Consider the following 24,404-nt stretch of genomic DNA (forward strand, 5'->3'; position numbering starts at 1 on the left):
GCCGCGTCGCCGCGAGCGCAGACCGTAGCATGGTGCCCCGACCCGATGTGAACGCATTGGAGAATCCCCCTGTGAACAGTTCCCTGAAAGATCTTTTCGCCGACTTGCAACGTCTGGAAGACGCGATGACCGCAGATCCCGGCGATGCGGAAATCCGCGATCGTCTCGCGAGCGCGTTGGCGGAATCGACCGTGCGGGTGCGGAGCCTGACCCGCGATCGCCGTCCGGTCATGACCACGCCGGGTCAACGGGAGTTCTGCGCGGCCGCGGCCGATCGGATCATCGAGCTCGGTGCGGGCGGCGACGCCGTTCAGGCGGCGGCCCGATCGCTCAAGAAGGAGATCCAGGCCGGCGAGGTGTGGACGTGGCGCGCCCCGGCCACCGCGTTCGTGCTCGCCACGGCGGCCGCGTCGGTCGGCGTCGTCTGGACGGTCACCGGCGGTCTGCACGGCGACGTCGGCGCCGTCGCGACGGCCAGTGTCCTGAGCAGTGCGGCGCTCGTCGTCGTGACGCTGCGGCACCGGACGCGGCGCTGGCAGCTCGAAGCCGACCGGGTCGCGGCGCTCGTCTGCCGCAACGGCTTGTAGCAGCGGCGCCGAAGGCAACGCGCCGGCGAAGAAAGATCTGAGCCGCCAAGGGGGCTCGAACCCCTGACCTTCTGTTTACAAGCTGTCAGGTTCAGGGTTCACCACAGGTCGCCACCCGATCCCCCGCAGGTCAGGGGCGCTGCCCACCGGCGAACGGCCTTGGGTGACCTACCACGAATGAGACGACAATTGAGCCGGGCTCCGGGCCAGCCTTCCACGTGGGGTGGGCCGCCACGTTGCGCCTGTCGGCCATTAGACCAAGGACACAGGGTCTGGCACTACCGATCGTGAAGCACAACGTCCAAGTGCTCATCTAGTTTTTGCAAGAGTGGCAAGATGGCATCGACTTGCTTCCATTCCTCGTCTGGATCCTGCATAGCCTTCGCACGATTTACCCTGACATGCGCAGCAGCACCGCGCTTCTCCGCCAAGTCTCCCAGGCGAGTAAAAAGGATGTCGTCAAGCCCCGACTCGCGCACACCAAGCGGAACAACGAGATTTTTCAAGTTTGACGCACCTATTCCATGCTTATTTCCTACCATGTTCTGATAGACCTCTAGCGCAAGATCGATCTTCTCGTCGTGAACAATCTCACCTGAGGAGAGCGGGATTACGAGCTTCTCTTTCCGCACGAGGTACCACACCACTAAACACCCGCCGGTCCGCGTCGGCTGCCCCCTCTTTAGTCGATCAATCCCTATCTTCGCCACTTCCGAGCAGCGCTTCTCCGCGTAGTCTTCTAGGTGAGCACTCGCAAGAACGCGAAATCCGAGCGCCTGAGAATGCTCTGCCGGCGTATATTTATCATACTCTTTACCCGTTACGATTAGGTGTTGCCGTAAGGAGTTTAACGTTCCCTGCAGAGAGACAAACAGAGGAGAAGGCATTCTGACACCTATTCTCCGCTTCCACTGGTCGCAACCAAGGTCTTCACACGATCAATGATCCCCAGCTTCACGCCAAGCACTTCTTCTACCACGCCCCCGAATAGAACCACTCGATCAACCGTTGCCTTTGCAGTCTTGGTCGTCGACTTCAGTGCTGACTGAAAGCTATCGTTATTCACGCAAAGATTCTTGTAACCGTCAACGATTCGTGGTCCATTGTCACGCAAGGACGCGTCATCAATCTCAGGAGAACCCAGCACGAGACACATAGCGTCGAACACTGCGATGTTGAATCGACGCACATAGTCGTCTTCTGAGAATCGCAGAAAGCTATCGCGGTGACCAAATATGTCAATTGTTCGCTCAATTGCTAGTTCAACTTGCGTTGCAAGCTCCTCATAGTGCTCAGACCGAGCGTCCCACGCCGAGTTGCCTATTGAGCACATTTCGTCAAGGAACTTGCGCAAATCGCCCTGATATTCCTCGACTCGCTCATTGAAAGCCACCCCCCGAAGAAGCATCTCCGCATCACGCATTCGGAAATCTTCACTCTTTATCCGGCGCGCCTGATGGATGGGCGAACTTCCAGCCGACCGCGCATTAATCCACGAGTTGAATTCACCAGGAAAAAGCGCTTGACGCAACTCCTGCGGCGAGAGCGAGAGACTTCCCTGATTCAATCGTACGAAGATCTGATACAGAACTGCCGGAGTGCGCCAGTTCCGCACAACAATGGTACGAACTGGTTGAGCGAGCAGGTTCTCTACAAAGTCCGCGTGCTCTGCAGAGCCTTGAATCTGCTTGAAGCTTAGCCTATTGAGCTGAGTAAGGAACTCAAGGTTTCGCAGCTTAAAGGCCGGAAAAAGATCGGACGGCGCCGCGAATTGCTTCATCGTCACAAGTCGTTGCTTGCCGTCCAAAACAATGAAGCTACCCTTTTTCTTGTTGTCCTCGGCAAGGACAACCTGAGGAACCGGTAGACCCAGCATAAGAGATTCGATATAGCGACTCTTCTTATACACATTCCAAGCATCACGCCGCTGGAATGCAGGATTTATATCAAAAGTATTTCCAATACGCTCAAGCAGACTCTGCACACTCCAATCGAGTGTATAGAGCAGAACGTCTTGGACGTCTTCAACTTTCAGTACCGCAGCGCCCTCATCCTCTTCCTCGTCGATGTCATCGGGGAGTGCGATATCGTCATCCTGCGTCAAAGGACACCTCCATAAGCCGAAATACAGATACCAATGCAATTCTGAGCAAGATATCATGCTACAGAAGCAAGTGACAACGCCGAGTAGCCTACACAGCACATCGCTGGGCCTTGGCATGCTCCGAACCGCGCGGCGACAATGGATACGCGGGCCCTCTTCGAGCTTGCGAGGATTATGAACAGACACCGCCTCTGGGCGCCGACCTGGAGTCTGAAGGCAGATGTCGACGGTTGAGGCGGCGCAGCGCGGGGAGTCAGGTCCACGACGTACGCCTAGGAGGCTTCTGATCGCAGACCGTACTGCCGGGATCGCTGACGCAAACAAAATGACGCGCCGTGCCAGAGGTGGCATCATTGGCATGTTCGAAGACATCGCAATGGAGGAGTCACATGCACTACGCGAAAATAGCTCTCGGTACGAGCATACATTCAAGCAATGATTTCCTGGAAGAGGTCTATGCGACGAGGATTGCATCGGTCGCATACGAGGTCGTTCCCCCCAGGGGAAGTGTCGAAGATGAGTCTCTCTACGCGCCCACTGATTCCTGGAAAGATGATCGACCTTGGGGGATATATTATTCCAAGAAGGCTTTTGTGGAGTGCCTTGGTTTGATAGCCCAGGATCAGGATCTCACTTCGAGGCAACTTGACAAGGTTGCCGCAGCGCTTCCTTTATGGGTTGAGCTTTTGATTGGCTGGTTGAGTGTTTTATCGGATGATGTCGGCTCTTTTGTCTCTTCGTTTACGCCTACGATCGCCAGGACTGGCGACTTCGCAAATGGAATTCCTACGTATACGGAGCGGGGGGTGAATGTCCACAGCCCGAAGCTTGCGGTGGCTAAAGAGTGGAGGTATGCGTTGGAGAAAGCAGGAAATCTCGAAGAGCCGCCGATGGCGAGAGTTCTGTTGATTGCTTCGCGTCGTGCACTGTACGAACGCGAGTGGAGGACGGTCGTGGTTGACTGCGCGACCGCCGCCGAGGTTGCCTTAACGCGCGCCGTCACGGATGCGGTCAATGGTATGGCCGACGGGCGGGTGGCTGGACTTCTGTTGAGTAAGAGTATGACGCTGGGCGGCCTATTCGGCATGGCTGAAAAGTTGGACCTGAAAGTTCCGAATAACTGGAACAAGAAGTTGGTTCAAGTACGGAACACCGTCGTGCACGCTGGTCGACGCGTCACCGAATCCGAAGCTAAGGCAGCAATGGAAATCGCCGCCGACGTAGTTGATGCCTACAGTCCGCAGCCGAGGATTTAGGAGAAATTTCTGGTGACGTCTTCCATCTCACACGGTCAAAGTCGCTTTGGTTATGCACTTAGCGTGCGCGCGCTGCATTCGCTGGAATTTTGCCGATCATAAATGTCTTTACTTGTTCAACGGCAACGCCATAGCACAATTCGTTTGTTCCGGGTACAGTGCGGGCGGAGTGGGGGCTAATTATTGCACCTGGACAAGCCCACAGCGGATGGTCTTCGAGGAGGGGCTCCGGTTCTGTGACATCTAGCGCCGCGCGTAGGCGGCCTGATTGGAGCTCGGTCACGAGCGCATTCGTGTCGACTATCTTTCCGCGTCCCGCATTGATAAGCAGTGACCCGTCATCCATACTTGCAAGGAAGTGTTTGTCGACCAAATTGCGTGTCTGGTCATTTAGTGGCGCGGTGATAACGACGATTTCGTGCCCTTGGATGAGTTCTGGGATTTCGCCTGCCGCGTGAACTCCGTCGCGTCTCGTACTTGCGACTAAGGTGGACTCTGTGCCGAATACGGCGAACAACCGTGCGACGGCCAACCCGATGCTGCCCGCGCCGACGATAAGAGCACGCTTGCCGCGCAAGGTATCAGCGGCGAACTTCCGGTGCGCCCACACGTGCTCGTCCTGGAACCGCACCAGCGCCGGCCACTGGCGGTACTGGGTCAATGCGGCAGATAGCACCCACTCGGAGACGGGGCCCGCGTGCGCTCCCCGCGCGCCGGCGAGGACGACGCCATCCGGGACTTCGTTTACCCACTCGTCCGTGCCGGCCGCCGTGATCTGAACCATCCGAAGATTCGGCATCTGCGCCATCAACGCCATGGGGCGGTTGGTGCCCCGGTACGGCGGCACGAAGATCTCAGCCTGACGCTGCCGCTCGTCCAGGCTCGTCGTCGTGGGGTCGTACGGGATGACCTCGACGGAGTCGAGCTGACTGAACAGTTCCCGACCGATTAGGTCGTCCGTCTCCGAGCTAACGAGGATGCGTGTTGTCGCGGTCACTGCTGTTCCGAATCCTGACTGAGTACGGTGCTGACCAGGTTCCTCGCCTGGTCCTGCAGAGGCTTGCTGGATGCCGAGTTGTCGATGACGACGTGGGGAACGGGCGGCCGTAGCTCGAGGTCGATCCCGGCGAGGTAGCTCTCCCAGTTCGCAAGTTTCGTGGCGTCGCGCGCGGCGCCACGGTGGCGTACGTAGGTGTGCATCGTCTCCGCGTCGCAGTAGACCCAGACGAACGAGAGCTTGGCTCCCATCCCCTGGCATGTCGCCTGAATGCGTTCGACCCACGCCGGGTCGGAGAACTCTTTGATGAACGGCGCGGTCACGATTGCGCTGTTGCCGCACTGGACGTTCTCGGTCATTGCGCTGATCAGCGCTTCGTACTCGCGCGGCCGGACCTTGCCGAGGTACATCTCGGATTCGCGGTCGTTGGGAGACAGGCCAAGTAGCTCTAAGGCGGCCTCGACGACGGGGCGGGTCAGGGTGTCCTTGTCGAGCATTGGCCAGCCGGTCTCGCGGGCCACGACGCGGCCAAGCTCCGTCTTGCCACTGCCGGCGTACCCGCCGACCAGCAGGACGTGGGGCGCGCTGGGCTTCGGGCGCGTCTCTGCGGTCACATGCGGCGCGTTGACGACGCGGCCGGCGCGGGGCTTGCTGATGACAAGCCCTTCCTTGATCAGCACGTCCATCGCCTCGTTGATCGTGAACGGGCTGACGTTCCATTCGGTCGCCAGCTCGCGCGTGGTCGGCAAAGTCTGACCGTCGCGGAGTCGACCGGCTTCGATGTCGTTCCGGATGTTGCGGGCTACCTGCTGGTGCAGCGGGTCGGACCGCTGGACCCCAGAGCGCGGCCGGGACATGTGTGCAGCTCCTTCGGGTCGCCATTGCGACCAATCATCTGGATGGCTAGCAGATCAGACCATACCAGATGACCGGTGAAGTTCTCCCAGCTCAGAGGACATGACGCTAATCCATTCGAGTCAACCAGTTGACTGGTAAAAAAACCAACTGTTAGGTTCATGGTGTTCCGCAACACACCCACCGAAGGGCACACCATGAAGTCGGCACACATCACCAACCAGGTCGTCCGGATCGCTGCTGATGGCCTTGCCGCTGGTGAGGGCTACTACCCGGACGGTCTGGACGAGGCCGCCATCGACGCGCTGATCGCCGACGTCGACCAGGAGTTGACCGCCTCGACGGCCGTGGCGGAGACCCGCACCCGGTACGCGTTCACCGACCCGCAGCGCGCCCACCGAACCCGCCGGCGGACCGATCGGGCGACGCTCCGGGTTCTGCCGGTCCGGCTGGACACCGCCGCGTCGGCACCGGCGGGCGAGGCCGCATGACTGTCCGACTCGTCATCGCCGCATTTGGCCCCGACACGGCGGCTCACTCCGCCAAGAACGCGCACGCCGCGTCGGGTCTCCCGATCAACCACCACGCAGGTAGCTACTCGGAGAGGTCTCCCATGGTAAGCACCCTGACTCCCCGCGCCATCGAGCGTTTGGCGATCCGCCGGTTCACCGACACCGGCCGGTCGTGGGCCAAGGCCCCCGCCGCCATGCGCCAGACCTGGCTCGCGGACGTCGAGCCGATCATCCGCGCCGAACACGGCATCGCGCTCGACGCGGTTTGGCACGGCGGCGGTTGGCAGGCACCCGGCCAGACCGACCTGTTCGACGTGTCGGAGGTGGCCTGAGATGTCCACGCAGATGCTGATGGTCCTTGGCGGCCTCGCGCTGGTCGGCGTGTTCTCCGTGTGGCGCTCCGGCCGCAAATCCGCGGTACGAGCCCAGAGGGGCGTCCGCGAGGTCACCCGCATGACGGGCAACACGATCCGGCTGGTCCTGGCCACGGCGATCATCGCGTTCGTCCAGTGGCTGGTGATCGTGAAAATCCAGAACACGACCGCCACCTGGATCGCGCTGCTCGTCCCGGCCCTGCTGGCCGCCGCCACGATCGTGCGGCTGATGGCCATCACCGAAATCGTCCACACCACCCGTGGGGGTCGTCGCTGATGTTCGGCAAGAAGAAAACCGAAGACGAAGCAGCCTCCTGCGCCGTCGTCCACCTGATGCTCTCCCGCATGAAGCCCGAGCACCGCCAGGGCGTCCTGTCGGGCATGAGCGACGAAGACCGCCGCCTGGTCCTGGAGGCCGAGTTGGAAGGCCGCCAGGACCGCTGGAACCGCACGCACGACACGAAGTGGGGGGAGAGCTGATGAGCACCGACACCCTTGTCCCACAGGACGCGAAGCACCAGCCGCTAACCGATGCCGACAAGCTCGCGCAGGACGCCGCCACCGCCGCGCAGGTCCGTGCGCTGACCAACCACCCGGACGTGGTGGCGCTGCGAGTGGAGAAGGTCCGTACGCAGATCGACGTGGTGATCTGGCTCGGGATCTTGCTCGGGTTGGCGTTCACGATGGTCAACGTCCAGAGCTTCGCTGCCGCCGGCGCGGCCGCCTGGTCGCTCGGGTGGGTCGTTGGATGGCTGCTGGACCCGATGGTGTCGCTGGTGCTCGTGGCGGTGCTGCGGGCGGAGCAGGTGACCGCCCGGTACCAGGTCGAGACCGGGGTGTGGGCGCGTCGGACGAAGTGGTTCGGGTTCCTGGCCACCTACGTCATGAACACCTGGAAGTCCTGGACGCACTTCGACGTGGCCGGGGTGGTGCTGCACTCGGTTCCGCCGGTGCTGGTGTTCCTCGCGGCGGAGACTGCGCCGGTGCTGCGGGACATGCTCACCGAGGCCGTCATGGCCGCCGCCGGCACGGCGTTCACCGGACAGCCCGCCGCCGACGCTCCAGCGGCCGAGCCTGCTCCGGCGCAGGACAGCGTGGGGGAGAAGCCCGCACCCGTCGCCCGAACGCCTCGCCGTCCGGCCCGCAAGCCGGCCGCGAAGCCGGCGCGCAAGCTGCGCGGAGACTACCTAGCCGACGCCCGCGCCGCGTGGGCACCGGGCATCAAGATCACCCCGTCCTGGGTCCGTTCCGTGTGCCCGGAGATCTCGCGCGGCACCAGCAAGAACGTCGCCGACGACCTGATCGCCGAAACCGCCCGCCCGGCCGTCGCGCCGGTGCCCGCCCACCAGCCCGTGACCGTCGACCAGGAGGAGGCCGCCTGATGTCCACCACCGCCGACCACACCCCCGAGTCCGTGAACGGACCCGACCCCGAAAGGCCCCACACCGTGAACAGCACGCCCGACCCGTCCACGAACACCCCGGCCGACGCACCCGTGAACGCCACCGGCGACGACGCCGTGAACACCGCCGTCACCCGCGCCGGGAACGTCGTCCCGATCCGCCCGGACACCGCCCGCACCCCCGAGGAGATCCCGGAGCAGGACCGACCCGCCACCGGCGACGCGGCGGAGCCCGACACGGTCGTCCGGCTGGTCGACCCACCGGCGACGAAGCCGACGTGGTGGGAGTCCGCCGGCCACGCCACCGCCCGGCCGCTGGTCGCGCGCTGGCTGACCTCCGCCGAAGAGTTCCGCTCCCGCGCCCGGTTCCTGGTCCGCTACGCCGCCCACACCTTCGCCTTCCACGCGCTGCGGGTGCCGGTGTACGTGCCGACCGCGTTCCTGCGCTCGTTCCGCGCGACCGGCCGCCTGGTCGCCCGGCTGCGCGCCTGGGTGTACGACGCGGAGTCCCACCCGGTCCGCATGAACGCCCGCGACCGCGCCGACGCCGAGCTGTACATGAAGCTGCGCGAGATCCGCAACGAAACCGTGCGCCGCCGCATGGGACCGGTGATGTTCGCCGTGGTCGTGCTGCTGGCCATCGTCTACCTGTGCATCACGTTCGTCACGCCGTTCTGGAACTGGACCGGCCTGGTCGTCGCGATGACGCTCGTGGGCTGGTGGGGCGCACCGGCCGACAAGCCAGTCGCCGGCCGCGCCGTGGACTCGGTCAAGACACCCAAGCTGACGTCGTCGATGATCGAGGACGCGCTCTGCTCACTCGGCATCGGCGGCCTGAACCAGGCCTACGCCAAGGGCAAGCGCATCGAGTTCCCGAACCCGATCGCCCGCGACGGCGACGGCTGGCGCGCCGACGTCGACCTCCCGTTGGGGGTCACGGCCGGCGACATCATCGCCAAGCGCGACGAGCTGTCCTCGGCGCTGCGTCGCCAGATCGGGTGTGTGTGGCCCGAGGGAGACGCGAAGGTCCACGAAGGACGGTTGGTGCTGTGGGTCGGGGACATCGACATGTCCAAGGCCAAGCAGAAGCCGTGGGCGCTGGCCAAGCCGGGCGCGACGGTCGACCTGTTCAAGGCTCAGCCGTTCGGCACCGACCAGCGCGGCCGCTGGGTGCCCATCACGCTGATGTTCGCCTCGATGGTGATCGGCGCGGTCCCGCGCATGGGCAAGACGGTGACGCTGCGGGAACTGCTGCTGATCGCCGCCCTGGACCCGCGCGCGGTGCTCTACGCCTACGACCTCAAAGGCACCGGTGACCTCTCGCCGCTGGGGCAGTGCGCGCACGGCTACGGCGTGGGCGACGACCCCGAGGACATCGAACGCATGGTGGTCGAGATGCGGGAGCTGCGCGAGGAGATGCGCCGTCGCACCAAGGTGATCCGCAACCTGCCGGAGTCCGTGTGCCCGGATAACAAGGTCACCCCGGAGCTGGCCGCACGCAAGGATTTGCGGCTCGCGCCGATCGTGGTCGGGGTGGACGAGTGCCAGGTGTGGTTCGAGCACCCCGAGCACGGCGAGGAGCTGGAGGAGATCTGCACCGACCTGGTCAAGCGCGGCCCCGCCTTGGGGATCACGCTGATCCTGGCCACGCAGCGCCCGGACGCGAAGTCGCTGCCCACAGGCATCTCCGCGAACGCCATCCTGCGGTTCTGCCTCAAGGTGATGGGGCAGCAGGCCAACGACATGGTTCTCGGCACCAGCCAGTACAAGTCCGGGGTGCGGGCCACGATGTTCGCCCGCTCCGACCGGGGCATCGGCTACCTCGCCGGCGAAGGTGACGACGCGCAGATCGTGCGCAGCGTCTACAAGGACGCCACCGACGCCAAGAAGATCGCCGCCGGCGCCCGCGCCCGCCGCGAAGCGCTGGGCAACATCACCGGCTACGCCGCCGGTGAGGCCGTCGACGTCGAGGCCGCGCGGCTGGACCCGCTGGCCGACACCATCGCCGTGTTCGAGCGCGGCGAGGACAAGCTCTGGTCCGACGCCATCGTGACCCGCCTCGCCGAGCTGCGGCCCGGCCAGTACCGGGGCTGGACCGCGCAGAACCTCGCCACCGCGCTCAAGCCCTACGGCGTCAAGCCCAAGCAGGTGTGGAGCACCGACCCCGACACCGGCAAGGCAGCCAACCGCAACGGCTACACCCGCGACGCCCTCACCACCGCCAAGAACAACCGAGCGTAACCAATCTCAGAGGCTAGGGGCGGTGCGCGTCCTAGACCGGACCGCCCCTAGACCTAGACCCCTCCTCTAGACACCCGCAGCCGTCGTGACCAGCGCACTAGCGCTCTAGGCCCACCTCGCTCCGACCTGCGGAAACACCCTGAAAACCAGGCTAGTGCCCATGTCGCCCGGCCCTAGCCCTGGCCGAACACGCCCACACACTGTCACCCCGTGTGATCGACGTGAGGACCCGCCTTGACCACGCACACCACCGCCGCCGCCCCGGCCACCCGGGTCACCATCCCCTTCACCGAGTACCGCGCGCTCACCCTCGACGCCGCCGCCTGGCGGCTGCTGGCCACCAGCCCGCACGTCGTCGAACTCCTCGCCGAATGGGTCGAGTGGGACCGCCGCCGCACGCTGCGGGAGACCTCCCACGCGGTGTCGGCCGCCGCCGACTGGCGCGCCCTCGCCGCTGCGCCGACCTACGCCGAACTCGAACGCCGCCGCGCCGTCGCCACCCGGCCCGCCCTGACACCGCACCAGATCCACGCACAGGCCGCCGCGTCGTGGGCGCGGGTCGATGCCTGGATCGCTACGCGAGAGGCCGCCTGATGACCACCAGCACGCCTAACGACGAGGGAGTGCCGATGGGCACGTACGACATCGAACCGTCCACTCTGGACGGCGCCGCCCTGCTCGACTCGCTGCGGGCCGCGCTTACTCGCTACGTGGCCCTGCCCAACCCGGAGACCGCCGACGCCATTTCCCTCTGGATCGCCGCCACCCATGCGCAACCGGCGTGGGCGCACGCGCCCCGGCTGGTGATCCGCGCCCCGGAAAAGCGCTGCGGGAAGTCCCGGCTGCTCGACATCGTGGAAGCCACCTGCCATAACCCGTTCATCACGGTCAACAGCAGTCCGGCCGCCGTCTACCGGTCGGTGTCCGAGGACCCGCCCACCCTGCTCGTCGACGAGGCGGACACCATCTTCGGGCCGAAAGCGGACGGGAACGAGGACCTGCGCGGGCTGCTCAACGCCGGGCACCAGCGCAACCGGCCGGCCAAGCGCTACGACGCCACTAACCAGCGCGTCGAGTCCATTCCCACGTTCGCCATGGCCGCCCTCGCCGGCATCGGCGCGATGCCCGACACCATCGAGGACCGCGCCGTCATCGCTCGGATGCGCCGCCGCGCGCCCGGCGAAACCGTGGCCCCGTACCGGCACCGCCGGGACCGGCCCGCCCTGCGCGCCCTGGCCGACAACCTGCACGCGTGGCTGCGCGCCGACCTGTCCACATTGGAGACCGCCGAACCGGAGATGCCCGTGGAAGACCGCGCCGCCGACACCTGGGAACCCCTGGTCGCCGTCGCCGACCACGCCGGAGGCACCTGGGGCGACCGCTCCCGTGCCGCCGTGCTCGCTCTCACCGCTGCCGCTGACGAGGACAACGACAGCAACGACCGGCAACGCCTGCTCACCGACTGCCGTACCGCGTTCGCCGACGAACTCGCCTTGCCCACCGCCGAGCTGCTGCACCGGCTACGCGCACTGGACGAGTCGCCGTGGCGCGAGTACGGCGCGACCGGGCTCACCGCTATGAAGCTCGGCAGTCTGCTCAAGGAGTACGGCATCCGCTCGGACACCATGCGGTTCCCCGGTGCCGGGCAGGCCAAGGGCTACCGCCGTGCCGACTTCACCGACTCGTGGGAGCGCTACTGCACCGATCCGCCGGCCAAACGCGACGGCGACGCCGCCGCCGGGGGCGCTATTCCGCTCCGCCGGGCGCGGTCGGCCTGACACCGCCGGGCGGGGTAGCCGTACCAGCCGTACCAGCCTCATTTCCGCAGGTCAGCCCTGGTACGGCTTCCCCGCCTGGTACGGCTCAAGCCGTACCACCGTCACGGCCCTGGTACGGCTTGAGCCGTACCAGGAATCCAAGCCGTACCGCACCTGACCAGTCAAAACGAGGCTGGTACGGCTGGTACGGCTACCCCCTCAGCACCGACAACCACCCACACCAAAACCGAGGAGAGCCCATGCGCATCAACGCCACCCGCACCGCCACCCGAAGGGCTCACACCACCGATGGCTACCGCCAACGAACTCACCCAGCTTGCCGCCACCCTCGCGAAGCTCGCCGAATCCCTCGCCACGAGTGAAGCCGAACCACCACCCGCGCCCGTCCGGCAGATGCCGGAACGTGTCCTGCTGACAGTCGAGGAAGCCGCGGAACGGCTCGGGATCGGCCGAACCCTGGCCTTCCGTCTGGTCAAGACCGGCCAGCTCGAATCCGTTCAGATCAGCCGTCTTCGCCGCGTCCCTGCCTCTGCCGTGCGCGAGTTTGCAGAACGCCTCGTGACGGACGCCGCCGCCCAGAACTCAGCCGCCTGACCGAAGGGAACCAACATGCCTCGACGCAATCGCCCGGAAGGCACCCGCGCTCCCAACGGTGCCAGCAGCATCTACCTCGGCAATGACGGTTACTGGCACGGCCGCGTGACCGTTGGCGTGAAGGACAACGGGAAGCCCGACCGCCGGCACGTCCAAGCGACGACGGAAGCGGAGGTGACGAAGAAAGTCCGGCAGCTCGAACGCGCCCGGGACGCCGGATCGATTGAGAAGACCGGGCCGGACTGGACAGTCGAACGGTGGTTGCTGCACTGGTTCGAAACCATCGCCCTGCCCTCGGTCCGGTACAAGACACAGACCTACTACCGGACGGCAATCAGCAAGTACCTGATCCCCGGAATCGGCGCCCACAAGCTCAAGCGACTTGAGTCGGAACACATCGAGAAGTTGTACGCACGGCTGCGGAAGGAAGGCGCCAAGTCGGCCACCCTGCAACAGGTTCACATCACACTGCGCGCCGCGCTGAACGAAGCGGACCGACGAGACCGCCTCGGCAAGAACCCCATCAGCGCCGTTCGGTCTCCCAAGATCGACGAGACCGAAATCGACCCGCTCACCGTCGCCGACGCGAAGGCGATCTTCGCGTCAACGCAGGCACTGCGGAACGGTGCGCGCTGGGCCGTCGCGCTCGCGCTCGGACTGAGGCAGGGCGAGGCCCTGGGCTTGAAGTGGACCGATCTTCAGGTCGAGTGGCACCACGGTTGCGGGGAGCCGCGCTGCGCCGCGCGCACAGCGCAGGACTGCCCGAGCGCGCACGTCACCGGGCTGCTGGTTGTCCGCCGTGCCCTTCAGCGCCAAACCTGGCAGCACGGTTGCGGCGAACGGCCCTGCGGCCGCAAGCGCGGCGCTGACTGCCGCCAGCGGCACAGCGGCGGGCTCGTAGTGGTCGAGCCGAAGTCCCGCGCCGGCCGACGCGTTGTCAGCGTGCCACCGCCGCTCGTGCTGGCTCTGCTCGCGCACAAGGAGCAACAGGAGGCCGAACGACGGATCGCGGCCGACCTGTGGCACGACGGGCAGTGGGTGTTCGCGCAGCCCACCGGCAAGCCCACCGACCCGCGGGCGGACTACGGCGAGTGGAAGGCCGTCCTCAAGGCTGCCGGCGTGCGGGAAGCGCGACTGCACGACGCTCGCCACACCGCGGCGACGTTCCTGCTCGTCCTCGGAATCGGTGAGCGAGCCGTCATGGACGTCATGGGCTGGTCCAAGATCACGATGGCCCAGCGCTACCAGCACGTGCCCGACGAGGTCCGGCGCGGCATCGCCACGCAGCTCGGTGGGCTGCTCTGGCAAGCACCAGGAGACGACGACGGAGAGCCGCCGGCGGCCGCGCTCGTATCCGCGTAGGGCACCGAATGAGACGGAAACTGAGACGGAACGAGACCAGGGAGTCTTCCGAAAACGGAGACTCCCTGGTCAGAGATGAGCCGCCAAGGGGGCTCGAACCCCTGACCTTCTGTTTACAAGACAGATGCTCTACCAGCTGAGCTATAGCGGCCTGGTGCCCAAGGCACCGCCCCCAGTGTATCGGCCCCACCCCACCACCCCGTCAAGAGGCAAGATCACCAGCTCCAGGCCACTATGGAGCAACGTGGTCAACGCCACTGCAACGATGGACACACCGCCGTCGATGCACCCGGAGGAGGACGACAGAGCGAGGAGGTGGATCTTGAAGATCGACAGCACCGGGCACACCACGACCAGATGGCCCCTCCTCGAACCGCCCGAGCAAAAGCCGCGGACCCACCGCCCGAACCTCCTCAAGCGCCGCCCCTGGCACGTCCTCGAGGCACCCACCGGCGAGTTCCCCGCCGTCGATGCCGACGAGGCCATGGGGCCGCAGCTGCCCGACGAGGCCACCGTCAACTTCGTGCTCGACCTCTCCCTGCGCATCGGTGAGGTCCAGATGGCCAGCGGTGCCGGCGCCTCGGACGTCACCGCCACCATCATCGCCATCGCCGGGGCTCTCGGGCTGCCGCACTGCGAGGTGGACGTCATCTTCACCTCGATCACCGTCACCTGCCACCGGGGCAGTGACCTCTCGCCCGTCACCGCGCTGCGCGTCGTGCGGAGCCGGAGCCTCGACTACACCCGGCTCACCGAGACCGAGAAGCTCATCCGGCAGATCGTGCGCGGGAACGTCGGTGCCGAGCAGGCTCAGCAGGAGCTCGAGCGGATCACGCAGGCCTCGCACCCCTACCCGCGCTGGACCGCGACGCTCGCCTGGGGCGGGGTCGCCGCCTTCATCACCCTGCTGCTCGGCGGGGGCATCGACATCGCGCTCGTCGCCTTCGTCATCTCCGGCGTCATCGACCGGATCGGGCGGTTCGTGAACCGCTACGGCCTGCCCTTCTTCTTCCAGCAGGTCATCGGCGGCCTGGTCGCGACGCTCTCGGCCATGGCCATCGTCAGCATGAACGTCCTGACCACCGACAAACCGACGCTCGTCGTCGCCGCCGCGGTCACCGTGCTGCTGTCCGGGCTCTCCACCGTCTCCGCGGTTCAAGACGCCATCACCGGCTACAACGTCACCGCCGCCGGCCGCACCATGGAAACCGCGCTGATGTCCGCCGGCCTGATCGCCGGGGTCGTGCTCGCCCTGCGGATCGCCGTCATGCTCGGCCTGCCGCGGACGCCGCTGCCGGAGGTGCCGACGTCGACCGCGCTGCAGCTGCCGATGGTCGTGCTCGGCGGGGCCGGCGCCGCCGGCTGCTTCGCGCTCGCCAGCTACTCCAAGATGCGCGCGATGCTGGTCGCCGCGGCCGCCGGGGGGATCGGCGCCGCCGTCTACGGGTCGCTCACGCTCGCCCAACTGGACGGCGTCAGCTCGTCCGCCATCGCCGCGACGCTCGTCGGGTTCTGCGGTGGCGTGCTCGCCCGACGACTCGGCGTTACTCCACTGGTGGTCGCCGTGTCCGGGATCACTCCGCTGCTTCCGGGCCTTTCGACCTACCGTGGTCTGTATCAGATCGGGGTCGAGCCCAGTGGGAACATCTCGACGCTCATGACGGCCGTCGCGATCGGGCTTGCGCTGGCAGCAGGCGTGGTACTCGGGGAATGGCTCGCCCAGCCGGTGCGGACCGGCCTGGGCAGGCTCGAGCGGCGGTTCGCCGGACCACGCATGGCTGGTCCGCTCGAACCGACCGAACGAAGCTTGGAGTAACCCGACGGTCACCGGCTGTTCATCGCTCACGCGATAGGGTTTCACTCTGGGGCCGCGACCCAGGACGCGAGGAGCAGCAGCTGTGAGTGACAAGGAGAACGGGAACCAGGCCGACTTCGTCGTAGTGGCGAACCGGCTACCGGTGGACCTCGAACGCACGACCGACGGTGAACGCCGCTGGACGGCCAGCCCGGGTGGGCTCGTCTCCGCGCTGGAGCCGTTCCTGCGATCCCGGAAGGGCGCCTGGGTCGGCTGGCCGGGCATCCCGGACGTCGACGTCGAGGAGTTCGACGACGACGGCCTGGTGCTGCACCCCGTCTCGCTCAGCGCCGACGAGGTCCGCGACTACTACGAGGGCTTCTCCAACGCCACGCTCTGGCCGCTCTACCACGACGTCGTCGAGCGCCCGGTGTTCGACCGCGTGTGGTGGAACAGCTACGTCAAGGTGAATCGCCGGTTCGCGCAGGCCAGCGCCGACGTCGCCGCCCAGGGCGCGACCGTGTGGATCCAGGACTACCAGCTGCAGCTGGTGCCGGCGATGCTGCGCGAGCTGAGACCGGACCTGCGCATCGGCTTCTTCCTGCACATCCCCTTCCCGCCGGTCGAGCTGTTCATGCAGATGCCGTGGCGCGCCGCGCTCATCCGCGGCCTCACCGGCGCCGACCTGGTCGGCTTCCACCGCCCCGGCGGGGCGCAGAACTTCCTCTGGCTGTGCCGCCAGCTGATCGGCCTCGAGTCGACGCGCGGCGCGGTCGGCGTCCGGTCGCGGCCGGGCACGATGCAGGTCGGCGACCGGACCGTCCGCGTCGGCGCCTTCCCCATCTCCATCGACGCCGCCGGCCTCGACAACCTCGCCCGCACCAAGGGCGTCCAGGAGCGCGCCGCCCAGCTGCGGCGCGACCTCGGCAACCCCAAGACGGTCCTGCTCGGCGTCGACCGCCTCGACTACACCAAGGGCATCGACCTGCGGCTGCAGGCGCTGCACGAGCTGCTGCACGAAGGCCGGCTGCAGCCGGACGACGTCACGTTCGTCCAGCTCGCCACCCCCAGCCGCGAGCGCGTCGAGCACTACCAGCGGATGCGCGGCGAGATCGAGCAGATGGTGGGCCGGATCAACGGCGAGTTCTCCCGCGTCGGCCACCCGGTCGTGCACTACCTGCACCAATCGGTCGACCGCACCGAGCTGGCCGCCTTCTTCTCCGCCGCGGACGTCATGGTCGTGACGCCGCTGCGTGACGGCATGAACCTGGTCTGCAAGGAGTACGTCGCCACCCGGCACGACCTCGGGGGCGCGCTGGTGCTGTCCGAGTTCGCCGGGGCGGCCGCCGAGCTCTCTAGCGCATTCCTCGTCAACCCCCACGACCTGGACGGGGTGAAGGACGCTTTAGTAGCTGCCATTACGCTCGACCCGGCCGAGGGCCGTCGCCGGATGCGCGCCATGCGTCGCCAGGTCCTCACTCATGACGTCGACCGATGGGCGCGCTCGTTCCTCCAAGCTCTGGGTGCCGAAGCGGTCGACTGACATAGTCTTTGACCATGCACGAGCTCCTGAGGAGGAGTGTTGACTGCCGAGGCCCTGCCCGCCGAGCTGCGGCGTGCGATCGTCCAGATCGCTCGCACGCCGCGCCTGCTGGTCGCTTGCGACTACGACGGCACGCTGGCACCCATCACCCTCAACCCGGACGAGGCGCGTCCGCTGCCCGAGTCCGTGGGCGCCCTCAGATCGCTCGCCGGTCTGCACGAGACCACCACGGCGGTCATCTCCGGGCGCGCCCTGCGTGACCTGGCGACGCTGTCGCGGCTGCCCTCCGAGGTGAACCTCGTCGGCAGCCACGGCTCGGAGTTCGACATCGGCTTCATCCACGCCCTCGACGAGAAGGCGCGTGACCTGCACCGGCGGCTGGAGGCCGAGCTGGAGCAGCTCGTGCTGGACGTCCCGGGCGTGTCGCTCGAGGTCAAGCCGGCCAGCATCGCGGTGCACGTGCGCCGCGCCGAGCACGAGGCCGGGCGCCGCGTGCTCGCGGCCGTCCACTCCGGACCGTCCACATGGGAGGGTGTGTCGACCACCGACGGCAAGGAGGTGGTCGAGCTCGCGGTCGTCCAGACGGACAAGGGGCGCGCGCTCGACATCCTGCGCCACCAGGTCGGCGCCACCGCGGCGATCTTCCTCGGCGACGACGTCACCGACGAGAAGGCCTTCGCCCGCCTGTCCGGCCCGGACCTGGGCATCAAGGTCGGCGACGGCGAGACGCTCGCCGGGTACCGCGTGCCCGACACCGTCGACGTCGCGCTGGTGCTCGCGTTCATGCTGGAAGAGCGGCGCAACTGGCTCTACGGCGAGTCGGCGCCGCCGATCGAACGGCTGTCGATGCTGGCCAACGAGCGCTCGGTCGCGCTGCTGACGCCGGACGCGAAGCTGACCTGGCTCTGCCACCCCGGCCCGGACGCGCCCGCCGTGTTCGCCGACCTGCTCGGCGGCGAGGGGGCCGGCCACTTCTCCATCAAGCCGCACCGCAACGGCCTGCCGCTCGGCCAGCGCTACCTGCCGAACACGATGACGGTCGAGACGCGCTGGTCGCGCCTGCTCGTCACCGACTACCTCGAGCCGGAGAGCCCGCAGCACCGGACGGACCTCGTGCGCGTGATCTCGGGCGAGGCGGTCGCGAGCGTCCGGTTCGCGCCGCGCCCCGAGTTCGGCGGCGTGCCGGTGAAGCTGGAGATCACCGAGGGTGGTCTGCGGGTGCTCGGCACGTCCGAGCCGTTCGTGCTGTATTCGCCGGGCGTCGAGTGGACCATCACCTCCGACGGCCTGCACGACACCGCGAGCGCGCTGGTCCAGCCGACGCCGACCCAGCCGGTCGTGCTGGAGCTGCGCTGCGGCACCACCGACCTCGGTCCGCACGAACTGTCCGAAGTGGAGCGACGTGACCGCGCCGGCCGCTACTGGAGCGAGTGGACGTCGAAGCTGCAGCTCCCGAAGGTGCAGACCGACCTGGTGCTGCGCTCGGCGCTGACCCTGCGCGGCCTGGTCAACACCGACACCGGTGGCGTGCTCGCCGCGGCGACGTCGTCGCTGCCGGAGGAGATCGGCGGCGTCCGCAACTGGGACTACCGCTACTGCTGGATCCGCGACGCCGCGATGACCGTGCGGGAGCTCGTGCACCTGGGCTCGGTCGAGGAGGCCGAGGGCTACCTCAAGTGGCTGCACGGCGTGCTCGCCACGCTGGCCGGCCCGGAGCGGCTGCACCCCCTGTACACCCTGGCGGGCAGCGTGATCGGCGCCGAAGCGGTCATCGAGTCGCTGCCCGGTTATGCCGGTTCTCGCCCGGTTCGGGTCGGCAACCTGGCGAACCACCAGGTGCAGCTGGACGTTTTCGGCCCGGTTGTCGAGCTGGTCGGCACGCTGGCCGCGGCGCGCAGCGACCTGCGCGACGAAGACTGGCAGCTGGTCCGCGCGATGGCGGAAGCCGTGACGCGGCGATGGAACGAGCCTGACCACGGGATCTGGGAAGAGCGGCACGTGCCGCGCCACCGGGTCTACTCCCGCGTCATGTGCTGGGTGACCATCGACCGCGCGATCAAGCTCGGCGAGCAGTACGGCCGCGAGATCCCCGGCAACTGGCAGGGATTGCGCGAGGAAATCAAGCACGATGTCCTCACGCACGGTTGGAACGACGAGGTCCAGGCCTTCACCACGGCTTACGACGGCACGGACCTCGACGCGGCCTCGCTGTTCGTCGGGCTCACCGGCCTGATCGACCCGGCCGACGAGCGGTTCCAGCAGACGGTGACCGCGATCGAGGCGGAGCTGCGCAGTGGGTCCACTGTGTACCGTTACCGCCGCGACGACGGCCTTCCCGGTGGTGAGGGCGGTTTCCACATCTGCGCGGCGTGGCTGATCGAGGCGTACCTGCTCACCGGGCGGCGCACCGAGGCGCAGGAGCTGTTCGACCAGATCGTCGCGGCCGCCGGCCCGACGGGGCTGCTGCCCGAGCAGTACGACCCCATCGCCGAACGGTCCCTCGGCAACCACCCGCAGGCTTATTCGCACATCGGGCTGATCCGGTGCGCCAACTTGCTGGCGGCCAGTTAGCCCTTTCGGTCTGAATCTCCGTGAAGGCCACCTTGGGGAACCACAAGTTCCTTATGGTGGCCTTCACGGCGTTCGGAGGTGAGGTGGATGCAGGGCACTTCCGGCCAGGTCGAGTACGTCCCGCTGCCGCCCCGGTTCGCCGAGCGGGTGCGCGCGGGGTCGGTGGTCGTCGGGTGCACGATGATCGCCGCGATGGTGCTGCTGTTCGGCCTCACGACGTTCCTGGAGAGCCTCGCCCGCGGCCACGCGCTGCCGGATTCGCTGATCGGGAAGGCCGCGGTCGTGCTGCCGCCGCTGGGCGTGCTGGCGATCGCGGTGCTGGTGCTCTCGTCACGGCGGTGCCTGCGCGGCGACTACCTGGTGGTCGCGACCGCGGCGGCGGCGCGCACCACGCTGCTCTTCACGTACGTGCTGACGCTCGCGCTGATTCTCGGGCTCTTCGCGGCGCCGATCGTGTTCCGGCTGCGGCCGGACCTGCTCACGACGCTGGCGACGTTCGCCTTCGCCACGCTGGGGTACGTGGCCGGGATGTTCTTCGTGCGGCCGTCGGTGCAGACGCTGCGGAAGTTCAGCGATCACCCGATTTGGTGAGGAAGGCCGACCAGGCGGCGGGGCTCAGGTGGAGTTCGCCGTGGGGTGCCTTGGAGTCCCGCACGCCCACTCGCTCACCAAGGTCAACCTCAACACAGTCACTACCCTGGCCATCGCCGCTGTAGCTGCTCTTGACCCACCGTCCGTCTACAGTGGACACCGCAGCCTCCCCGATCAGAGCCGTTCGATCAGCGCGATCGAGTCCTCCTCGTCCAGAGCCCGATCGGCGAAATCCTTGAAAGCCAGCCTAGCAGCGGAGACCTCTGCCTCCTTCTCAACGTGAACCGACCCGAAGATGTGCTCGACGTAGGCGATGTCCGGCTCCTGGGGGTCGTCGAAGCTTGCGACGATCAGGTTGCCGAACTGGCCGGGATAGGCACCGATCTCCTCCGGCACGACCTGCACTTTCACATTCGGCTGCCGCGCCCGCTCGACCAGGTGCTGCAACTGCTCCTGCCGGTCCGCACGACCGAGGACCGGCCGCCGCAGCGCGTGCTCGTCGATGATCGCGTGGAGCTGCAGGATCGGGTTGTCGGTGAGCCGCAGCTGCCTCAGCAGCCGCACGGTGACCTGGTTCTCCAGCACCTTCGGCTTCATCTGCACCCGCGCCGCGGCGAAGACCTCGCGCATGTACGCCTCGGTCTGGAGCAGTCCGGGGATGTAGCCGAACTGGAAGACCTTCACCGCGCTCGCTTCGGCCTCAATGGGCAGGAAGCCGCGATTCCCCACCCCGTAGTGGTGCCACCAGCCCTTCGCCTTGGCGCGGTCGTAGGCGGCGATGTACTCGCCCCAGTCCGAAACGACCACGTTGTACCGGTCCAGGAGCGCGCGGAAGTCGTGATAGGGCGGCAGGTACCCCATCTCGATGCGCGACATCTTGCTCGTCGACATGCGCAGTGGCGCGCCGGCTTCGTCCTGCGTCATGCCGAGCCGTTCGCGCATCCGCTTCAGCTGACGCCCCATCTGCCGGGCGGGCAGGTTCGGCTCACCCACGGCGTCTGACCCCTCGGAACCACATGGGCACGGATAGTAAGGCCCGGGTCCGACAATCTGGGATTCCCGCGTGCAGAACTTTCTTTGCACAACTTTCTTTGCACGGCTACAGTGGCGTCGTGACCAGCGCTCCACCGCCCGAAGAACTGGACCCGGACGTCCTCAAGGCCGTCACGCACCCGTTGCGCCGCCGGATACTCGGCGTGTTGTCCGCGGGCCCGGCGACAGCCACGAAGCTCGCCCAGACGCTCGGCGAGAACACCGGCGCGACCAGCTACCACCTGCGGGAGCTGGCGCGGTTCGGGTTCGTCGAGGACGTCCCGGAGCTCGCCAAGGGCAAGGAACGGTGGTGGCGGACGCGGCCGCGGGACATCCGGTGGCCGCGCCGCAGTTCGCAGAGCGCCGAATCCCGCGTGCTGTTCGACGACATGCAGCGCCAGGGGTTCGAGGACGACCTCGAAAAGCTGAACCGGTTCGCGGAGACGCGCGAGGAGCTGCCCGGCGACTGGCCGGACGCGCTGCTCTACGCCCGCGGCGGCACGTGGCTCACCGCGGAGGAACTGAAGCGGTTCTGGGACGAGTACATGGAGCTGTTCCGCCGGTACTGGCGGCCCGAGGACGACCGGTCACCGGAAGCGCGGCGCGTGCTCGTGCGCCTGCTCGCGTTCCCGGACCCAGGGGAACCGACATGACAGGGGGATTCACATGCGAAGAGGGGCTCTACTACTGGCCGGGGTGATCCTGGCGGGCACGGCTTGGGCGCCGCCGGCTTCGGCCGACCCGGGCGACGTGACTTTCACGAACGGCGGAGTGACGTTGCACGGCAGCGTCGTCGCTCCGCCCGGGGGAACGAAACTGCCGGGCCTGGTGATGGTCCACGGCTCGGGGGCGCACAGCCGTGAGGACTACCGCGACCAGGCGGAAGTCTTTGCGCGGCAAGGGATAGCGACCCTGATCTACGACAAGCGGACCGAGGGGTACTCGCAGTTCTCGCGGTCGTACTCGACCCTGGCGGACGACGCGCTGGCGGCCGTCGAGGCGTTGCGGAAACGGCCGGAGGTGGATCCGTCGCGGGTCGGCGTGTGGGGGTTGAGCGAAGGCGGCTGGGTGGCGCCGCTGGCGGCTTCCCGGTCCGCTGACGTCGCTTTCGTCGTGACGCTGGGGGCGAACGGCGTCGAACCGTCGCGGCAGCAGGCGTGGGCGGTCGAGAACCAGCTGCGGCAACTGGGGATGGACGGCTCGATGGTGCGGATGGCGTCGTCGACGATGATGCGCCAGCTGGTCGGCGGCGGCGTGTTCCCGGAGGCGTACTACGACCCGGTGGCGGTGCTGAAGAGCCTGCGCCAGCCGGTGCTCGGGCTGTGGGGCGCGAAGGACGTCCTGACGCCGCCGGGGGAAGCGGTCCGGATCTTCCGGGAGTCGTTGGCGCACTACACGTTGCGGGTGTTCCCGGACGCGCAGCACCAGCTGCGCCGCACAACGGACGGCTACGACAAGCTGCCCGGCTACGCGCCGGGATACCTGGAGCTGGTGGGCACGTGGGTGCACGACTTGCCCGCGGCTTCGTCGGCTGACGCGCCGCCGCAGCAGGACCGGCCGAGCACCGCGGTGACACCGTTGGCCTGGTACGAGTCGACGTGGCTCCAGCTGGCGGTACTGCTGTTCCTGCTGGTGACGTTCGGCTTCGGCCTGCGCCGCGGCACCCGCCGGCTGGGCGTGACCGGGCTGCTGACGGTGGTCGGGTTCCTGGTGGTCGACGTGCTGATCCAGACGACGATGGGCAAGGGACTGGGCCCGGTGGTGCTGGGCCGGCCGCTGCCGTGGCTGGCGTTGCAGCTGCTGGCGGTGGGCACGGTGGCCGCCACCATCGCCACGGCGCTGACGTGGTGGCGCCACCGAACCCCCCGCCTGGGTGTGGCCCTGGCCGGCGGCGTGGTGTTCGTCCCGTGGGCGGTTTATTGGGGCCTGCTGGCGATCTAGGCGGAGTAGCCCTTCGGCGGGATCTTGACGGTCATGCCCCAGTTGCGACACTGGTCAGTTAACGCCTCACGAGGATGATCGGGATCACGCCGAAAGGTGGTCTTTGACCTGTTTCAGCCAGTCGAGGCAGGTCAGGCCATCGCGGGCGGGGTCATAGCTAGCCCAGCCCTCGACGATCCAGATCCGATGCGCGACGACGTCGTCCATCCCGGCGGCGAACAGGGCCTCAAGGTCGGCCACGATGGCCCGCACCTCGTCGGCCCGGCCCACGGCGTAGGCGTCGACGACACCGAGGGCCGTGTCGGCGACCACGTCGTAGTCCTGGTGGAAGTGCTCGGCCAGATCGACGAGCGCGGCGAAGGGAGGCGTCGCCTCGACTGGCAAGGAGCTGGTCCGGGTCTGCACCTGCCGGGCGAAGGCCCGCAGGGCGTCCTGCCGCAGTTCGACCAGCTCCGCCATGGTCGACTCGGAAGCGGCCAGTTCCGGGTAAGTGAGCACCAGCTCGTACCCCGCTCCCCGGCCGGCTCGCCACCCGGCCGGCACCGCGCTGCCGAGCACTTCGAACACGCTCGTCGCGTACCACTCCGGGTCGCGGTCGTCGTTGCGGACGAGGACGGCCGGGCCCTTCTCGAACAGCGCGAACCCGTAGACCTCGTACTCCCGTCCCCTGGTCAGCCCGAACTCGGGCGGCAGGACGTAGGTCAAGCCGTAGGCGGGCGCCACCCGCTGCCCGCCGGATTCGGCGGTGCACTTCACGATCATCGAAACTCCATCGGAACGGGTTGCCGCGACCATCCGGTCCGGGCAATCCTTTCAGGTTGCGGACCAGCACCCGTCCCTCCGTTCCGCTGTGGCCAGGTCGTTGAACG

Annotated in this window: 25 protein-coding genes and 1 tRNA gene; 18 read left to right on the forward strand and 8 right to left on the reverse strand. The window is 67.0% G+C overall.

Features of this window, described 5'->3' with window-relative positions; translation table 11 throughout:
• The first annotated feature begins 125 nt into the window (after window positions 1-125).
• Window positions 126-587 (forward strand): hypothetical protein, encoded by a 462-nt coding sequence (locus ACIRSS_RS18045; protein WP_400896137.1) that lies wholly within the window; start codon window positions 126-128, stop codon window positions 585-587.
• 278 nt (window positions 588-865) lie between these two features.
• On the opposite strand, the gene ACIRSS_RS18050 is transcribed toward ACIRSS_RS18045, so the two are convergent.
• On the reverse strand, window positions 866-1,474 hold the full coding sequence (locus ACIRSS_RS18050) for a hypothetical protein (protein WP_400896138.1): 609 nt from the start codon (window positions 1,472-1,474) through the stop codon (window positions 866-868).
• 8 nt (window positions 1,475-1,482) lie between these two features.
• Window positions 1,483-2,691: a DUF262 domain-containing protein gene (locus ACIRSS_RS18055; RefSeq protein WP_400896140.1), complete on the reverse strand. Its 1,209-nt coding sequence runs from the start codon at window positions 2,689-2,691 to the stop codon at window positions 1,483-1,485.
• 389 nt (window positions 2,692-3,080) lie between these two features.
• Between ACIRSS_RS18055 and ACIRSS_RS18060 the strand changes: the two genes are divergently transcribed.
• Window positions 3,081-3,947 carry a hypothetical protein gene (locus ACIRSS_RS18060; RefSeq protein ID WP_400896142.1) on the forward strand — a complete coding sequence of 289 codons (867 nt, stop codon included), beginning with the start codon at window positions 3,081-3,083 and terminating at the stop codon, window positions 3,945-3,947.
• A 58-nt stretch (window positions 3,948-4,005) separates the two neighbouring features.
• Here the strand turns inward: ACIRSS_RS18060 and ACIRSS_RS18065 are convergent, their stop codons facing one another.
• Window positions 4,006-4,944 carry an NAD(P)-dependent oxidoreductase gene (locus ACIRSS_RS18065; RefSeq protein WP_400896144.1) on the reverse strand — a complete coding sequence of 313 codons (939 nt, stop codon included), beginning with the start codon at window positions 4,942-4,944 and terminating at the stop codon, window positions 4,006-4,008.
• Entirely contained in the window at window positions 4,941-5,801 is an 861-nt protein-coding gene (locus ACIRSS_RS18070; RefSeq protein WP_400896146.1) for a GntR family transcriptional regulator, read from the reverse strand. The genes ACIRSS_RS18065 and ACIRSS_RS18070 overlap by 4 nt, the downstream gene beginning before the upstream one ends.
• Before the next feature lie 195 nt (window positions 5,802-5,996).
• Here ACIRSS_RS18070 and ACIRSS_RS18075 point away from each other — a divergent pair, with 195 nt between their 5' ends.
• The 10 genes from ACIRSS_RS18075 (at window position 5,997) to ACIRSS_RS18120 (ending at window position 14,062) form a co-directional block, all read left to right on the forward strand.
• On the forward strand, window positions 5,997-6,290 hold the full coding sequence (locus tag ACIRSS_RS18075) for a hypothetical protein (RefSeq protein ID WP_400896148.1): 294 nt from the start codon (window positions 5,997-5,999) through the stop codon (window positions 6,288-6,290).
• Window positions 6,291-6,412: 122 nt separating this feature from the next.
• Window positions 6,413-6,643, forward strand: coding sequence for a hypothetical protein (locus ACIRSS_RS18080; protein ID WP_400896150.1), 231 nt, complete (start codon window positions 6,413-6,415; stop codon window positions 6,641-6,643).
• Between the two features lies 1 nt (window position 6,644).
• A complete protein-coding gene (locus tag ACIRSS_RS18085; protein ID WP_400896152.1) occupies window positions 6,645-6,962 on the forward strand; it encodes a hypothetical protein in 318 nt (105 codons plus the stop codon).
• Window positions 6,962-7,165: a hypothetical protein gene (locus ACIRSS_RS18090; protein WP_400896154.1), complete on the forward strand. Its 204-nt coding sequence runs from the start codon at window positions 6,962-6,964 to the stop codon at window positions 7,163-7,165. The genes ACIRSS_RS18085 and ACIRSS_RS18090 overlap by 1 nt, the downstream gene beginning before the upstream one ends.
• The gene (locus tag ACIRSS_RS18095; protein ID WP_400896156.1) at window positions 7,165-8,067 is read left to right on the forward strand and encodes a hypothetical protein; all 903 of its coding nucleotides are present in this window, start codon (window positions 7,165-7,167) and stop codon (window positions 8,065-8,067) included. Before ACIRSS_RS18090 ends, ACIRSS_RS18095 begins: the two co-directional genes overlap by 1 nt.
• Window positions 8,067-10,328 (forward strand): FtsK/SpoIIIE domain-containing protein, encoded by a 2,262-nt coding sequence (locus tag ACIRSS_RS18100; RefSeq protein WP_400896158.1) that lies wholly within the window; start codon window positions 8,067-8,069, stop codon window positions 10,326-10,328. Before ACIRSS_RS18095 ends, ACIRSS_RS18100 begins: the two co-directional genes overlap by 1 nt.
• Before the next feature lie 234 nt (window positions 10,329-10,562).
• A complete protein-coding gene (locus ACIRSS_RS18105) occupies window positions 10,563-10,922 on the forward strand; it encodes a hypothetical protein (RefSeq protein WP_400896160.1) in 360 nt (119 codons plus the stop codon).
• Between the two features lie 35 nt (window positions 10,923-10,957).
• A complete protein-coding gene (locus ACIRSS_RS18110) occupies window positions 10,958-12,106 on the forward strand; it encodes a DUF3631 domain-containing protein (RefSeq protein ID WP_400896162.1) in 1,149 nt (382 codons plus the stop codon).
• A gap of 288 nt (window positions 12,107-12,394) precedes the next feature.
• A complete protein-coding gene (locus ACIRSS_RS18115) occupies window positions 12,395-12,700 on the forward strand; it encodes a helix-turn-helix domain-containing protein (protein ID WP_400896164.1) in 306 nt (101 codons plus the stop codon).
• A 15-nt stretch (window positions 12,701-12,715) separates the two neighbouring features.
• Window positions 12,716-14,062, forward strand: coding sequence for a tyrosine-type recombinase/integrase (locus ACIRSS_RS18120; protein ID WP_400896166.1), 1,347 nt, complete (start codon window positions 12,716-12,718; stop codon window positions 14,060-14,062).
• 78 nt (window positions 14,063-14,140) lie between these two features.
• On the opposite strand, the gene ACIRSS_RS18125 is transcribed toward ACIRSS_RS18120, so the two are convergent.
• Window positions 14,141-14,213 (reverse strand) — tRNA-Thr (locus ACIRSS_RS18125).
• Between the two features lie 171 nt (window positions 14,214-14,384).
• Here ACIRSS_RS18125 and ACIRSS_RS18130 point away from each other — a divergent pair.
• The 4 genes from ACIRSS_RS18130 (at window position 14,385) to ACIRSS_RS18145 (ending at window position 20,562) form a co-directional block, all read left to right on the forward strand.
• Window positions 14,385-15,878 carry a threonine/serine exporter ThrE family protein gene (locus tag ACIRSS_RS18130; RefSeq protein WP_400896168.1) on the forward strand — a complete coding sequence of 498 codons (1,494 nt, stop codon included), beginning with the start codon at window positions 14,385-14,387 and terminating at the stop codon, window positions 15,876-15,878.
• Between the two features lie 82 nt (window positions 15,879-15,960).
• Window positions 15,961-17,400, forward strand: a complete 1,440-nt coding sequence (locus ACIRSS_RS18135) for a trehalose-6-phosphate synthase (protein ID WP_400896169.1) — start codon at window positions 15,961-15,963, stop codon at window positions 17,398-17,400.
• Between the two features lie 36 nt (window positions 17,401-17,436).
• The gene (gene otsB, locus ACIRSS_RS18140) at window positions 17,437-19,971 is read left to right on the forward strand and encodes a trehalose-phosphatase (RefSeq protein WP_400896171.1); all 2,535 of its coding nucleotides are present in this window, start codon (window positions 17,437-17,439) and stop codon (window positions 19,969-19,971) included.
• 87 nt (window positions 19,972-20,058) lie between these two features.
• Window positions 20,059-20,562, forward strand: a complete 504-nt coding sequence (locus ACIRSS_RS18145) for a hypothetical protein (RefSeq protein WP_400896173.1) — start codon at window positions 20,059-20,061, stop codon at window positions 20,560-20,562.
• Here ACIRSS_RS18145 and ACIRSS_RS18150 read toward each other — a convergent pair.
• Both ACIRSS_RS18150 and ACIRSS_RS18155 read right to left on the reverse strand, forming a co-directional pair.
• On the reverse strand, window positions 20,540-20,722 hold the full coding sequence (locus ACIRSS_RS18150) for a DUF397 domain-containing protein (protein WP_400896175.1): 183 nt from the start codon (window positions 20,720-20,722) through the stop codon (window positions 20,540-20,542). The two genes, ACIRSS_RS18145 and ACIRSS_RS18150, sit on opposite strands and share 23 nt — an antisense overlap.
• Window positions 20,723-20,736: 14 nt before the next feature.
• Window positions 20,737-21,525 (reverse strand): helix-turn-helix domain-containing protein, encoded by a 789-nt coding sequence (locus tag ACIRSS_RS18155; protein ID WP_400897522.1) that lies wholly within the window; start codon window positions 21,523-21,525, stop codon window positions 20,737-20,739.
• 149 nt (window positions 21,526-21,674) lie between these two features.
• On the opposite strand from ACIRSS_RS18155, the gene ACIRSS_RS18160 reads away from it, so the two are divergent.
• Together ACIRSS_RS18160 and ACIRSS_RS18165 are read left to right on the forward strand one after the other, a co-directional pair.
• Window positions 21,675-22,247: an ArsR/SmtB family transcription factor gene (locus ACIRSS_RS18160; protein WP_400896177.1), complete on the forward strand. Its 573-nt coding sequence runs from the start codon at window positions 21,675-21,677 to the stop codon at window positions 22,245-22,247.
• A 43-nt stretch (window positions 22,248-22,290) separates the two neighbouring features.
• Window positions 22,291-23,535, forward strand: a complete 1,245-nt coding sequence (locus tag ACIRSS_RS18165; RefSeq protein ID WP_400897524.1) for an alpha/beta hydrolase family protein — start codon at window positions 22,291-22,293, stop codon at window positions 23,533-23,535.
• 84 nt (window positions 23,536-23,619) lie between these two features.
• Here the strand turns inward: ACIRSS_RS18165 and ACIRSS_RS18170 are convergent, their stop codons facing one another.
• Window positions 23,620-24,297, reverse strand: a complete 678-nt coding sequence (locus tag ACIRSS_RS18170) for a contact-dependent growth inhibition system immunity protein (RefSeq protein ID WP_400896179.1) — start codon at window positions 24,295-24,297, stop codon at window positions 23,620-23,622.
• Window positions 24,298-24,404: the final 107 nt, after the last annotated feature.

The sequence above is a fragment of the Amycolatopsis sp. NPDC101161 genome (genome assembly GCF_044768185.1).
Lineage (GTDB): Bacteria > Actinomycetota > Actinomycetes > Mycobacteriales > Pseudonocardiaceae > Amycolatopsis.

Coding starts and splice junctions, on each gene's coding strand:
- ACIRSS_RS18110 (WP_400896162.1), top strand. CDS start 10,958: ATGGGCACGTACGACATCGAACCGTCCACTCTGGACGGCGCCGCCCTG.
- ACIRSS_RS18085 (WP_400896152.1), top strand. CDS start 6,645: ATGTCCACGCAGATGCTGATGGTCCTTGGCGGCCTCGCGCTGGTCGGC.
- ACIRSS_RS18075 (WP_400896148.1), top strand. CDS start 5,997: ATGAAGTCGGCACACATCACCAACCAGGTCGTCCGGATCGCTGCTGAT.
- ACIRSS_RS18120 (WP_400896166.1), top strand. CDS start 12,716: ATGCCTCGACGCAATCGCCCGGAAGGCACCCGCGCTCCCAACGGTGCC.
- ACIRSS_RS18155 (WP_400897522.1), bottom strand. CDS start 21,525: ATGGGGCGTCAGCTGAAGCGGATGCGCGAACGGCTCGGCATGACGCAG.
- ACIRSS_RS18115 (WP_400896164.1), top strand. CDS start 12,395: ATGGCTACCGCCAACGAACTCACCCAGCTTGCCGCCACCCTCGCGAAG.
- ACIRSS_RS18090 (WP_400896154.1), top strand. CDS start 6,962: ATGTTCGGCAAGAAGAAAACCGAAGACGAAGCAGCCTCCTGCGCCGTC.
- ACIRSS_RS18050 (WP_400896138.1), bottom strand. CDS start 1,474: ATGCCTTCTCCTCTGTTTGTCTCTCTGCAGGGAACGTTAAACTCCTTA.
- ACIRSS_RS18145 (WP_400896173.1), top strand. CDS start 20,059: ATGCAGGGCACTTCCGGCCAGGTCGAGTACGTCCCGCTGCCGCCCCGG.
- ACIRSS_RS18170 (WP_400896179.1), bottom strand. CDS start 24,297: ATGATCGTGAAGTGCACCGCCGAATCCGGCGGGCAGCGGGTGGCGCCC.
- ACIRSS_RS18080 (WP_400896150.1), top strand. CDS start 6,413: ATGGTAAGCACCCTGACTCCCCGCGCCATCGAGCGTTTGGCGATCCGC.
- ACIRSS_RS18095 (WP_400896156.1), top strand. CDS start 7,165: ATGAGCACCGACACCCTTGTCCCACAGGACGCGAAGCACCAGCCGCTA.
- ACIRSS_RS18070 (WP_400896146.1), bottom strand. CDS start 5,801: ATGTCCCGGCCGCGCTCTGGGGTCCAGCGGTCCGACCCGCTGCACCAG.
- ACIRSS_RS18045 (WP_400896137.1), top strand. CDS start 126: ATGACCGCAGATCCCGGCGATGCGGAAATCCGCGATCGTCTCGCGAGC.
- ACIRSS_RS18100 (WP_400896158.1), top strand. CDS start 8,067: ATGTCCACCACCGCCGACCACACCCCCGAGTCCGTGAACGGACCCGAC.
- ACIRSS_RS18060 (WP_400896142.1), top strand. CDS start 3,081: ATGCACTACGCGAAAATAGCTCTCGGTACGAGCATACATTCAAGCAAT.